Source organism: Streptomyces sp. Ru71 (genome assembly GCF_002920535.1).
Taxonomy (GTDB): domain Bacteria; phylum Actinomycetota; class Actinomycetes; order Streptomycetales; family Streptomycetaceae; genus Streptomyces.
Map to the genome: position 1 here is coordinate 25,987 of NZ_PQSS01000070.1, position 11,964 is coordinate 37,950.

General features: G+C 72.3%; 10 protein-coding genes. 7 read left to right on the forward strand and 3 right to left on the reverse strand.

Annotated features, from left to right (window positions below; all coding sequences use genetic code 11):
• Positions 1–92: 92 nt before the first annotated feature.
• Entirely contained in the window at positions 93–1,121 is a 1,029-nt protein-coding gene (locus tag C3489_RS29995) for a phosphatase PAP2 family protein (protein ID WP_103785231.1), read from the reverse strand.
• 469 nt (positions 1,122–1,590) lie between these two features.
• On the opposite strand from C3489_RS29995, the gene C3489_RS30000 reads away from it, so the two are divergent.
• Both C3489_RS30000 and C3489_RS30005 read left to right on the forward strand, forming a co-directional pair.
• Positions 1,591–3,192, forward strand: a complete 1,602-nt coding sequence (locus C3489_RS30000) for an MFS transporter (protein WP_103785232.1) — start codon at positions 1,591–1,593, stop codon at positions 3,190–3,192.
• A 115-nt stretch (positions 3,193–3,307) separates the two neighbouring features.
• A complete protein-coding gene (locus tag C3489_RS30005) occupies positions 3,308–4,477 on the forward strand; it encodes an acyl-CoA dehydrogenase family protein (RefSeq protein WP_103785233.1) in 1,170 nt (389 codons plus the stop codon).
• Positions 4,478–4,517: 40 nt separating this feature from the next.
• Here C3489_RS30005 and C3489_RS30010 read toward each other — a convergent pair whose 3' ends face one another.
• Positions 4,518–4,955, reverse strand: a complete 438-nt coding sequence (locus C3489_RS30010; protein ID WP_103785234.1) for a cell division protein SepF — start codon at positions 4,953–4,955, stop codon at positions 4,518–4,520.
• A 248-nt stretch (positions 4,956–5,203) separates the two neighbouring features.
• Here C3489_RS30010 and C3489_RS30015 point away from each other — a divergent pair, with 248 nt between their 5' ends.
• On the forward strand, positions 5,204–6,376 hold the full coding sequence (locus tag C3489_RS30015) for a DUF5685 family protein (protein ID WP_103785242.1): 1,173 nt from the start codon (positions 5,204–5,206) through the stop codon (positions 6,374–6,376).
• Between the two features lie 14 nt (positions 6,377–6,390).
• Here C3489_RS30015 and C3489_RS30020 read toward each other — a convergent pair whose 3' ends face one another.
• Positions 6,391–7,341, reverse strand: coding sequence for an ABC transporter substrate-binding protein (locus C3489_RS30020; RefSeq protein WP_103785235.1), 951 nt, complete (start codon positions 7,339–7,341; stop codon positions 6,391–6,393).
• 415 nt (positions 7,342–7,756) lie between these two features.
• Here C3489_RS30020 and C3489_RS30025 point away from each other — a divergent pair, with 415 nt between their 5' ends.
• From C3489_RS30025 to C3489_RS30040, 4 genes are all read left to right on the forward strand, one after another.
• Complete coding sequence (locus tag C3489_RS30025; RefSeq protein ID WP_103785236.1) at positions 7,757–8,614, forward strand: amino acid ABC transporter permease; 858 nt, start codon at positions 7,757–7,759, stop codon at positions 8,612–8,614.
• Positions 8,611–10,365: an FAD/NAD(P)-binding domain-containing protein gene (locus tag C3489_RS30030; protein ID WP_103785237.1), complete on the forward strand. Its 1,755-nt coding sequence runs from the start codon at positions 8,611–8,613 to the stop codon at positions 10,363–10,365. Before C3489_RS30025 ends, C3489_RS30030 begins: the two co-directional genes overlap by 4 nt.
• A 31-nt stretch (positions 10,366–10,396) precedes the next feature.
• A complete protein-coding gene (locus C3489_RS30035) occupies positions 10,397–11,158 on the forward strand; it encodes an amino acid ABC transporter ATP-binding protein (protein WP_103785238.1) in 762 nt (253 codons plus the stop codon).
• A 22-nt stretch (positions 11,159–11,180) separates the two neighbouring features.
• Positions 11,181–11,964, forward strand: a 784-nt coding sequence (locus C3489_RS30040) for an LLM class flavin-dependent oxidoreductase (RefSeq protein ID WP_103785239.1), incomplete at its 3' end; no start/stop codon positions are given.

Genomic DNA, 11,964 nt, shown 5'->3' on the forward strand with positions numbered 1-11,964 from the left:
ACGAAGGCCCCGGTTCCCGCCCGGGAACCGGGGCCTTCGCCGCGGGGAGGGGGTGTGCGTACCGACAAGCCCCGCGATGTCGTCCTCGCCGCTCAGCCGCCCGTGGGACGGGCCGCCGGGCTGGTGCCGCGCGGGAGGCGGTCCGGATGCGGCGGCCGGCGGCTGCCCGCCGGGGTGACCGGGGTGCGTTCCGCGCGGGTGGTGTGCGGGCCCGGGGCCAGGTAGACGGGCGCTCTCGCGGCACGGCCCGAACCGGCCGCCGCCCGGCCCGCCGGGGCCTCCTCCTGCGCCGCCGGGCGCGAGGGCACCAGGGCGGGCGGGGTGAGCGGGGCGGCCGGCGCCGGGGCCGGTGCCGTACCGGCGCGACGCGCGCGCCAGCGGTCGCGCAGGTCGAACAGTCCGTTCTCGGCGCGGGCGATCAGCGGCTCGCACCAGGGCAGCGCCAGCAGGATCAGCAGGCCGGCGGCCCAGCCGAGCAGCACGTCGCTCAGCCAGTGCGTACCGAGGTAGACCGTCGACATGCCGACGCCCAGCGCGGTCATCGCCGACAGCGCGGACAGCCAGCGCCGCGCCCTCGGGGTGGAGGCCAGATAGGCGAGGATTCCCCAGGTCACGACGGCGTTGGCGGTGTGGCCGCTGGGAAATATATCGCCGCCGAGACCCATCTCGTTGGCTCCGACGGTGGTCGCGTAGTGCGGGCCGAGTCGGCCCATGCCGATCTTCGCCGCGCCCACCGTGATGTTCAGCAGCAGCAAAGACGCCCCCAGCGTCAGCAGGGGGCGCAGCGTGTGCTGCCGCCAGGAGCGCCAGCCCAGCCAGGCCGCGACCATCACGGCGGTGGGGCCGCGCTGGCCGAGCACCACGTAGTAGTCGACGAACCAGTGGATCTGCGCCCACTGCTGGTAGGGCCGGAAGAACATGACCTGCCAGTCGAGCCGGACCAGCCACGAGGTGGTCACGACCAGCCACACGATCGCCGCGTAGAAGGCCAGGGTCGAGCCGAACAGCACGACCCTGTGCCGCGTCATCCGCGGTACGTCGATGTGGGCCGGCCGTTCCGGCTCCCGGTCCAGTCTGGCGAACACCCGGTCCAGACGGGTGAGGTTCGGTTCGGTACGCACTCAATCGACGTTACAGCGAGTGAGTGCGCAACCCGTGCGAATCCACGGCTTTGTGATGACGATGTGATGTGGGATTCCTCTCAACAGGGGGTTTAATTCCTGTGAATCCGCAATCCAGGAACACCCGGCCCTGCAATTCCTTTGATCATTCCGGACCGGGTTTTATGGCGCGTGGGAATGCGTTCACCGCGGACCTGCCGGGATTTCGCCGTCCGGCCGTGTCGCAGCGTGATGGCAGCCGGTGAGCGGCCGGGCCCGCCGGACCCGGACGGAGTGGCGTACGCCACATGGGTTCACCGGAACCGGTGAGACGTCCGCCACGCGAGCGGCGAACGAACTCGCGTACGCTGACGTGTCACTCGCGCTCGCTGCGTGGGCCGGAGACGACCGCTCCTCTCCGGCCGAGTCGCGGGGGAGTCCCCACCCCCGTGAGCCCGCCGGGCGCGAGGTTCATCTGGGAGGTACGTACATGTCCGGGACGACCGCGGCCGCCGCGCTGCGCCGTCGGGCGGCCGGGGCCGGTGCCAATCGCTGGGTCGTCCTCGTCGTCCTCTGCGTCAGCCTGCTGCTGGTCGCCGTCGACGCCACCGTGCTGCACGTGGCGGTACCCGCCGTCACCGAGGACCTCAGGCCCGGCGCCATCGAACTGCTCTGGATCGTCGACACCTATCCGCTCGTCTGCGCCTCGCTGCTGATCCTGTTCGGCACGCTCGGCGACAAGGTCGGCCGCAGACGCGTCCTGCTGCTCGGCTACGCCCTCTTCGGCGTCGCCTCCGCGCTCGCGGCCTTCGCCCCGAACGCGCAGGTGCTCATCCTGGCGCGGGGGCTGCTCGGCGTCGGCGGCGCGATGATCATGCCCGCGACGCTGTCGATCCTGCGGCAGGTCTTCCCCGACCGGCGCGAGCGGGCGCTCGCGATCGGCGTGTGGAGCGCGGTGGCCGCGGTCGGCGCGGCCGTGGGGCCGCTGCTCGGCGGCTTCCTGCTGGAGCACTTCTGGTGGGGGGCGGTCTTCCTCGTCAACATCCCGCTGATGCTGGTCAGCCTTCCGGTGGGCCGGCTGCTGCTGCCCGAGTCGACCGGCGAGGGCGAGGGTCCCTGGGACGTCGTCGGCGCGCTGATGGCCGCGGCCGGTCTGTTCGGCGTGGTGTTCGGCGTCAAGCGGCTGGGCGGCGGCGAAGGGGCGGGCAGCGTGCTCACCCTGCTGCCGCTGCTGACCGGGGCGGTGCTGCTCGTCCTCTTCGTCCGGCGGCAGGGGCGGCGCCGGCATCCGCTGGTCGATCTGAGGATGTTCGCCCGCCCGGCCTTCAGCACCTCCGTCGGATGCATCGTGCTGGCGATGCTCGCGCTGGTCGGTCTGGAACTGATCGCGGCGCAGTACCTCCAGCTGGTGCTGGGCCTGTCCCCGCTGCAGACGGGGCTGCGGCTGCTGCCGCTGACGTTCGCGGCGATGGCGGCGGGCCTGCTCGGGGCCCGGATGCTGCGCCGGTTCGGGCCGCGGCGCATGGTGTGCGCCGGGTTCTGCCTGACCGCGGCCGCCGTGGTGACGCTGACGGCGATGGGCGGGGCCGACGACTTCCCCCTGCTGCTGGCCGGTTTCGTGCTGCTGGGCTTCGGCCTGGAGACGACGCTCTTCGGGGCGTACGAGTCGATGCTGAGCGAGGCGCCGGCCGAGCAGGCGGGCGGGGCGGCCGCGATCGGCGAGACGTCCTACCAGCTGGGGGCCGGGATCGGCATCGCGCTGCTGGGCACCGTGATGAACGCGGCGTACAAGCCGGGCCTGGCCGATGTCCCCGGGGTGCCGCGAGAGGCGTCGGGCGCGGCCGGGCACTCGCTGGGCGAGGCGTACGACGTCGCCGCGCGCCTCGGCGGCACGGCCGGGGACGCGCTGCGGTCGGCGGCGCGGGACTCCTTCGTGCACGGGCTCCATGTGACGCTGCTGGTGAGCGCCGGGCTGTTGCTGCTGGGCGCGGTGATGGCGCTGCGCCTGCCGCGGGTGATGCAGTGCGGCGAGAGCGAGCCGGTGGAGCTTCCGGCGCCCCGGGAGGCGGAGCGCTCACGCGTCACGGCGTGACCGTTTTCCGCGATGACCTGGGAGGGGACTGGACGCGGGACACGGCGCGTCGTAACGTCGGCGGCACCAATCGTAACTAGCGGTGCTAGTTTTCGTCCCCGCCGGAGGATGCGCCATGTCCTTTGATCCGACCGATCCCCTGGGAATCGACGACCTGCTGGAGCCCGAGGACCTGGCCATCAGGGACACCGTCCGCAGCTGGGCGGCCGACCGCGTGCTGCCGCACATCGCCGAGTGGTACGAGAAGGGCGAGCTGCCCGGCATCCGCGAGCTCGCGAAGGAACTCGGCTCCATCGGCGCGCTCGGCATGTCCCTCGACGGCTACGGCTGCGCCGGCGCCTCCGCCGTGCAGTACGGCCTCGCCTGCCTGGAGCTGGAGGCCGCCGACTCCGGCATCCGGTCCCTGGTGTCCGTGCAGGGCTCGCTCGCCATGTACGCCATCCACCGGTTCGGCTCCGAGGAGCAGAAGCAGACCTGGCTGCCCGGCATGGCCGCCGGCGAGATCATCGGCTGCTTCGGGCTGACCGAGCCCGACCACGGCTCCGACCCGGCCTCCATGCGCACCCACGCCAAGCGCGACGGCTCCGACTGGGTCCTCAACGGCCGCAAGATGTGGATCACCAACGGCTCCGTCGCCGGGGTGGCCGTCGTGTGGGCGCAGACCGAGGACGGCATCCGCGGCTTCGTCGTCCCCACCGGCACGCCCGGCTTCTCCGCGCCCGAGATCAAGCACAAGTGGTCGCTGCGGGCCAGCGTCACCAGCGAGCTGGTCCTGGACGACGTACGGCTGCCCGCCGACGCCGTGCTGCCGGAGGTCACCGGGCTGCGCGGACCGCTCAGCTGTCTGAGCCACGCCCGGTACGGCATCGTCTGGGGAGCGATGGGAGCGGCCCGGTCCTCGTTCGAGGCCGCACTGGAGTACGCCAAGACCCGGGAGCAGTTCGGGCGGCCGATCGGCGGCTTCCAGCTCACTCAGGCCAAGCTCGCCGACATGGCGGTCGAGCTGCACAAGGGGATTCTGCTCGCCCATCACCTCGGGCGGCGCATGGACGCCGGCCGCCTGCGTCCCGAGCAGGTCAGCTTCGGCAAGCTCAACAACGTACGGGAGGCGATCGAGATCTGCCGTACCGCGCGCACGATCCTCGGCGCGAACGGGATCTCGCTGGAGTACCCCGTGATGCGGCACGCGACCAACCTGGAGTCGGTGCTCACCTATGAGGGCACCGTGGAGATGCACCAGCTCGTGCTGGGCAAGGCGCTCACCGGACTCGACGCGTTCCGATGACGGACCCCGAGATGAGGCGGGGCCGGTGAGCGGCCCTGCCTCAGCTCTGGTTGAAGAAGCCGTCCGAGCGGTGCGCGGCCGGCTCGCCGCTGATGATCTCCGTGTCCGCCGGCGACAGCAGGAACACGCGCGTGGAGATCCGGTCGATCGAGCCGCGCAGCCCGAAGATCAGCCCGGCCGCGAAGTCCACCACGCGCTTGGCGTCGCCGGGCTCCATGGCCGTGAGGTTCATGATGACCGGGACGCCCTCGCGGAACAGCTCCCCGATCGCGCGGGCGTCCCGGAAGCTGTCCGGGGTGACCGTGCCGATCCGGCGGCCCTTCTCCTCGGCCGTGTCCGAGGCCACCTTCACCCGGGGGTCGGTGACCCAGACGTCCCCGGAGTCGGTCCCCTCGGTGTAGTCGTCGTCGTAGTAGCGCTCGTCATCGTTGTCGTCGACGAGGCCGAGCCACGCACTCGCCTTGCGCACCGATCCCATGGACGCCTCCTCTCACAGCGGCCTTGTCTTGTCTTCCGCATTCCCCATGGTCGTCCATCATGCGGATGTCGCGCCAAGTGGATAGGCGCCGTGCGGGGGGTTTGTGACGCTACTGGTGCACAGGCGGTCCGTCGAGAGCCCGCGATTCCCAAGGGTCCAGCCACGAACGGCTGCTGACTGTGAGTGAAATATGATTCTTCCTGGCGTCCGGGTGACGGGCGGGGCGTACGGGTGAACGGGGGCGCGTGGTGTTCGGGATCGTCAGGCCGTGCCGGCACCGGCTCGGTGAGCGGCTGCGCGTGGAGTGGATGGCCCACCTGTGCGGGCTGTGTCTCGCACTGCGCAAGGACCATGGTCAGCTGGCCCGTGTGGTGACCAACTACGACGGGCTGCTGCTCTCGGTTCTGACGGACGCTCAGACCGCTGCTGTGGCGGGCGGACGCCGTACGGCCGGACCGTGTCCGCTGCGCGGGATGCGCACCGCCTCCGTCGCGCAGGGTGAGGGCGCGAGGCTGGCCGCCGCGGTGTCGCTGGTGCTGGCCTCGGCCAAGGTCCGCGACCATGTCGCCGACGGTGACGGGCTGCTGGCCCGGCGCCCGGTGGCGCTCGCCGCCCGACGGGTCGCCGCGGGCTGGGGACGTGCCGGGGAACGCGGCGGGGCCGCCGTCGGTTTCGACGCCGCGATCCTCGTCGACGCCGTCGACCGGCAGGCCGGTCTGGAGGCGCTGGCCGGGCCCGGCACCCCGGTGCTGACGGTCACCGAACCGACCGAGACGGCCACCGCTGCCGCCTTCGCCCACACCGCCGTGCTGGCCGGCCGCCCCGGCAACGCGGCACCGCTCGCCGAGGCCGGGCGGCTGTTCGGACGCCTCGCCCACCTGCTCGACGCGGTCGAGGACCAGGGCGCCGACGCCGCGTCCGGTGCCTGGAACCCGCTGACGGCCACCGGCACCCCGCTCACCGAGGCCCGACGGCTCGCCGACGACGCGGTGCACGGCATCCGGCTGGCGCTGAGGGACGTGGAGTTCGCCGACGGCAAGCTCGCGCACCGGCTGCTGGTGCACGAACTGCCCGCGTCGGTGGACCGGGCCTTCGGCAGCGCCGCCTGCGCGCACGGCCCGCAGGCCGCCGGGCCGTACGCGCCGCCCGGCGGACCGGGTGCCCCCCTGCCGCCCGAGCCGCCGCGCAACCGGCGGGGCCTGCTGGCGGGCTGCGCGGTGTGGATGGGGCTGGCCTGCACGTGCCAGATGTGCTGCGGCACCTTCGAGGACCCGTGGACCCGGCAGCGCCGGGAGGGGCTGTGCGAGCAGTGCGACTGCGGCAATTGCAGCGACTGCGGTGACTGCTGCGAGTGCTGCAGTTGCTGTGGCGACGGCTGCGACTGCGGCTGCGACGGCTGTGACTGCGGCTGCAACTGCTGAGACCCGCAGGTCCGTCAGTTCTTCAGCTCCGGCGGCGAGATCCGCGACGTCGCTATCGCCGAGCCCGTCGTCCCCCACTTCTTCAGGATCGCCTCGTACGTGCCGTCCGCGATCAGCTTGTTGACCGCCGCCTGGAACGCGGGCGCGAGCTTCGTGCCCTTCTTGAAGGCGAAGCCCACGTCGAGGCGGTGGTACTCGTTCAGGAACTTCAGGCCGGGCTGGTGGGCGACGGCGTAGCGCAGGCCGTTGATGGTGGACATCACGACGTCGCTGCGGCCCTGCTGCACCGACGACCAGATCGCGCTGGGCTCGCCGTAGGTCTGCACCTTGTACGCCTTCTTGCCGGCGTCGGTGCACAGGTGCTTGTTCTTCTCCAGGGTCGCCTCGAACGTGGTGCCCGCTCCGGTGGCGACGTTCAGGCCGCACAGCTGCGTCAGGTCGGTGATCTTCCCCAGGTCGCTGTCCTCGCGGGTGGCGAAGCCCTGGCCGTCGTTGATGTAGGTGACGAAGTCGATGGTCCTGCGGCGCTCGTCGGTGACCCCGAAGTTGCTGGCGCCGAAGTCGTACTTGCCGCTGTCCAGCGCGGGCAGGATCGCCTCGAAACCGGCCTGCTCCACCTTCAGCCGGATACCGAGCACGTTCGCGACGGCCTTGGTGAAGTCGACGTCCTGGCCGGTCAGCGTCTTTCCGTCGTCCAGGTAGGTGGTGCCGGGCGGGGTGCCGCCGACGCTGACGGCGACCTTGAGCCCGGTGACGCCGGCCGGCAGCAGTCGCGCGGCCGCCTCGTCCTTGTGGACAGCGGAGACGACGTCCGTGGTGGGGACCTTGTCGGCGGCCGCGGCCGCGTCGGCGGCGTTCGCCGATCCGCCGGAGCCCGAGCCGCACGCGCTCAGGAGCAGCGCGGCAGAGGTGATCAGGGCAAAGGGGGCGAAATGCCTCAAGCGGGTACGCGTGGACGTACGCATGGTGTGCGGTCTCCTGAGAGCAGCAGAACTGACGTGAAAGAGCGCGAGGGGAGCGCGTGAGCGTGTGAAGGCGTGCGGAGGAAGAACGCGAAACGGCGCCCGCCGGATCAGGGCGTCAGGGCGCGCAGGGGGTCAGCTCAACAGGAACAGGACCACACACGACCGAGGTCGATGTGGGAGCGCGAGACCAGCCACTGCTGCGGATGCATGGGCCAAGTGGAACAGGTCTCCGGTTTCGCGTCAACTGACGTGAGACGTACGGCTCATACTCTGGACACCCTTGACAGCGAGGGCAAACCGACCCGTACAGTCGACCGACGGCCCTGCTGAGGGGCTCGGCCGTACCGCGCCCTTCCGGCGCGTCCCGTGTGAAGGCACCACCCGTTTTCGACCCTTCTGGTCACGGAGCCTTCGCATGTCTTCCGACACCCTCGCCAAAGTCCCCGCTCCACCCGGCATACCCGAACAGGCCGACGTGCCGCGGATCGTGCCCCGCCGCCGCTACGGCCAGTGGACGGCCGCCGTCGTCGTCCTCGTCCTGCTCGGCCTCGCGCTCACCTCGATCCTGCGCAACGACGCCTTCCAGTGGGACGTCGTCGCCGAGTACTTCACCACCGGTTCCGTCCTGCGCGGCCTGTGGCTCACCCTGTGGCTGACCGCCGTCGTCATGACGCTCGGCTTCGCCCTCGGCACCCTGCTCGCCGCGGCCCGGCTGTCCGCCAACCCCGTGCTGCGCTGGGTGAGCCGGGGCTACGTCTGGCTGTTCCGGTCGATCCCGATCCTGGTGCAGCTGCTGCTGTGGTTCAACATCGGGGCGCTCTACCCGCGCATCCTCGGCGTGCGGACCGTCGACCTGCTCGGCCCGGTCGCCGTCGCCGTCGTCGGCCTGACGCTGCACGAGGCGGCGTACGCCGCCGAAGTGGTGCGCGGCGGCATCCTCTCCGTGGACCGCGGACAGATCGAGGCCGCCCAGGCGCTCGGCCTGAGCCGGCGGCGCCGCTGGTGGCGGATCGTGCTGCCACAGGCGATGCGCTCCATCGTGCCTCCGGCCGGGAACATGCTGATCGGCACGCTCAAAGGCACCTCCATCGTCAGCGTCATCGCCGTCAACGACCTGCTGTTCTCGACGCAGTTGATCTACCACCGCACCTACCAGGTGATCCCGCTGCTGATGGTCGCCACCCTCTGGTACACCGTCGTCACCTCGCTGCTCGGCATCGGCCAGTACTACGTGGAGAAGCGCTACGCCCGCGGAACGGAGCCGCGGCGATGAGGCCCTCCCTGGTCATCGTCGGCGCCGGTCCGCGGGGGACCGGTGTCATCGAACGCATCGCCGCCAACGCCCCCGAGCTGTACGCCGGCTCCGGCCTCGACATCCACCTCGTCGATCCGCACCCGCCGGGCGCCGGACGCATCTGGCGCACCGCCCAGTCACCCCTGCTGTGGATGAACTCGCACGCCGCCGACATCACCATGTTCACCGACGACACCGTCGACATGGCCGGTCCCGTGCGCCCCGGACCCACTCTGCACGAATGGGCCGGCATCGACGGCCGCACCTTCGCCGACCGGCAGCTGCAGGGCGGCTATCTGCGCTGGGTGCACCAGCAGGTCCTGGCCGCGCTGCCGCCCGGGATCACCGTCCACCACCACCGGCGCCGCGCCCTGCGCGTCAGCGGACCGCGCGACGGCCGCCAGCAGGTGTGGCTCAAGGACCGTCCCCGGCCGCTCCTCGCCGACCTGGTGGTGCTCACCGTCGGCCATCTCGACGCCGAACTCGACGACGAGCAGCGCGCACTGGCCTCGTACGCCCGCGACCACGGCCTGGTCCACCTGCCGCCGGACTACACCGCCGACAGCGACCTGTCCGCGCTCGCGCCCGGCGAGAACGTCCTGGTGCGAGGCTTCGGACTGGCCTTCGTCGACCTGATGGTGCTGCTCACCGAGGGCCGAGGCGGTCGCTATGACGGCGACGTCTACGTCCCGTCCGGGCGGGAGCCGGTGCTGTACGTCGGGTCGCGGCGCGGAGTGCCGTACCACTCCAAGATCGGCTACGACTTCGGCGGGGAGCGGCCGCCGCTGCCGCGCTTCCTCGGCCCGGCGCAGATCGACGCGTTGCTCGCCCGGCCGGGAGGGTTCGACTTCCGGCGCGACGTGTGGCCGCTGGTGGCGAAGGAGCTCGGGTTCGCGCACTACCACCGGCTGTTCACCGCCCACCCCGAACGCACGGCGGCGTCCTGGGCCGCCTTCGAGGAGAAGTACGCCGCGGCCGACGGCGCCGATCTCGACGCCCTGGTCGCCGCGGCCGTTCCCGACCCGCGCGACCGGCTCGACCTCGCCGCCCTGGACCGCCCGCTGGACGGTGTGCGGTACACCTCGCACGAGGCCTTCCAGGAAGGGCTGCGGGCGTACGTCGAGCAGGACCTGAGCCGCCGGCACGACCCGGCGCACAGCCCCGACCTGGCCGTGTTCCTCGCGCTGCTGTCCGTCTACGGGCAGCTCGTGCGGCTCGGCGACGTCGGGCCCTGGTGGCACGGCTTCTTCAGCTACCTCGCCTCCGGTCCGCCCGGACCCCGGCTGCGGCAGCTCCTCGCGCTGTCCCGCGCCGGGATCGTGCGGTTCGTCGGCGCCGACATGCGGGTGGCCGCCGAGGACGGCGTGTTCCGCGCCTCCAGCCCCACCGTGCCGGGCCTGAGCATCGAGGCCCGGGCGCTGGTCGAGGCACGGCTGCCCGCACCGACGGTCCGGCGCAGCCGCGACGGGCTGCTGCGCGAACTGCACGCCGACGGCGCGGCCGAGACCCCCGACGGGCTGCTGCGCGTGGACCCCGCCGATGGGCGCGTCCTCGACCGGGCCGGACGGCCGCACCCGCGCCGCTTCGCGCTCGGCCCGTACACCGACGCCCGCTCCTCCGGCGCGTTCACCCGGCCGCGCACCGGCGGCCCCGCCTTCCGGCAGAACGACGCCACCGCCCGTTCCGCCCTGGCCTTCCTGCGGTCGCTCACCGAGCGCGCCGCCGCCTGACACCCTTTCGCGACTACCGAAGGAACCCCCCATGAGCGTCATGGTCGACATCCGGTCCGTCCACAAGAGTTTCGGACCGCTGAAGGTGCTGGACGGCATCGACCTTCAGGTGCGCACCGGCGAGGTCACCGTCGTCCTCGGCCCCTCCGGATCGGGCAAGTCCACGCTGCTGCGCACCATCAACCATCTGGAGAAGGTGGACCGGGGCGCGATCAGCGTCGACGGCGCGCTGGTCGGCTACCGCCGCTCCGGCGACCGGCTGCACGAACTGCCCGAGCGCGAGATCCTCAAGCAGCGCACCCGGATCGGCTTCGTCTTCCAGAACTTCAACCTCTTCCCGCACCTGACCGTCCTGGAGAACGTCGTCGAGGCGCCGGTCGCCGCGCTGAAACGTTCCCGCCGGGAGGCCGAGGAGACCGCCCGCCGACTGCTGGACCGGGTCGGACTCGCCGACAAGGCAGGCGCTTACCCCCGGCAGCTGTCCGGCGGCCAGCAGCAGCGCGTCGCCATCGCGCGGGCCCTCGCCCTTGAGCCGCGGCTGGTGCTGTTCGACGAGCCGACCTCCGCGCTCGACCCCGAACTGGTCGGCGAGGTGCTCGACGTCATCAAGGACCTGGCCCAGCAGGGCACCACGATGATCGTCGTCACGCACGAGATCGGCTTCGCCCGCGAGGTCGCCGACACCGTGGTGTTCATGGCCGACGGCCGGATCGTCGAGCAGGGCCCGCCGGGCGAGGTGCTGGACGCTCCGCGCCACGAGCGCACCCGGGCGTTCCTGTCGAAGGTGCTGTGAGCGGGTGCGGGGGCGTTCCGGCATGGGAGGGCTGCTGCACCTCGGCGTGGCGATCGACCAGCCACACGCGTACGACGCCGGCGCCTATGTGGAGCTGGCGCGGCTCGCCGAGCGCGGCGGGCTGGACTTCGTGACGCTGGACGGTGCCTTCGCCGGGCCCGGACTCGACACGGCGGGCGTGCTGGCCCGGGTGGCGCCCGAGACGAGCAGGATCGGCCTGGTGCCGGCGGTGACCGCCGTCGCCGGCCGCGAGCCGGGCGCCGTCGCCGGCCTGGACTGGGTCAGCGGCGGGCGGGCCGGCCTGCTCACCCACGGCGTGGACGCGCCGGGACCCTTACCGGCGGACCCCGTGTGCTGCGTCGACGTCACCGACCGGCAACCGGCGTCCCTGGCCGCCCGCCACGCCGACGTGGCCCTGGTGCGGGCGGTCAGCGCGGCGCACGCCGCCGAGCTGCGCGGTCAACTGGCCGCGCGGGCCGCGGAGTACGGCCGCGACCCACGGGAGATACGGGTGCTGGCGAGCCTGCGCGTCGACCTCGGCGACGGCGAGCGCGCCGCCGAGCCCGGCCACGGGGGCGGCGGTCCCCGGCCCACCGCGCAGGGCCCGCTGTACCGGGGCGGGCCCGTCGACCTCGCCGAGCTGATCGCCGTATGGCATGCGGAGGGCGCCGTCGACGGCTTCCACCTGCTGCCCGTCGAGCCGCGCCGGGATCTGGAGCGGCTGGTCAACGGCACGGTGGCGGTGCTCCAGCACCGGGGGCTGTTCCGCACCTTCTACCCGGGCGGGACACTGCGCGAGCACCTCG

What these genes read in the sequence shown, in the direction of transcription:
- C3489_RS30025 (WP_103785236.1), top strand. Translation starts at nt 7,757, where the DNA reads ATGTCTTCCGACACCCTCGCCAAAGTCCCCGCTCCACCCGGCATACCC.
- C3489_RS30005 (WP_103785233.1), top strand. Translation starts at nt 3,308, where the DNA reads ATGTCCTTTGATCCGACCGATCCCCTGGGAATCGACGACCTGCTGGAG.
- C3489_RS30020 (WP_103785235.1), bottom strand. Translation starts at nt 7,341, where the DNA reads ATGCGTACGTCCACGCGTACCCGCTTGAGGCATTTCGCCCCCTTTGCC.
- C3489_RS30010 (WP_103785234.1), bottom strand. Translation starts at nt 4,955, where the DNA reads ATGGGATCGGTGCGCAAGGCGAGTGCGTGGCTCGGCCTCGTCGACGAC.
- C3489_RS30030 (WP_103785237.1), top strand. Translation starts at nt 8,611, where the DNA reads ATGAGGCCCTCCCTGGTCATCGTCGGCGCCGGTCCGCGGGGGACCGGT.
- C3489_RS30035 (WP_103785238.1), top strand. Translation starts at nt 10,397, where the DNA reads ATGAGCGTCATGGTCGACATCCGGTCCGTCCACAAGAGTTTCGGACCG.
- C3489_RS30000 (WP_103785232.1), top strand. Translation starts at nt 1,591, where the DNA reads ATGTCCGGGACGACCGCGGCCGCCGCGCTGCGCCGTCGGGCGGCCGGG.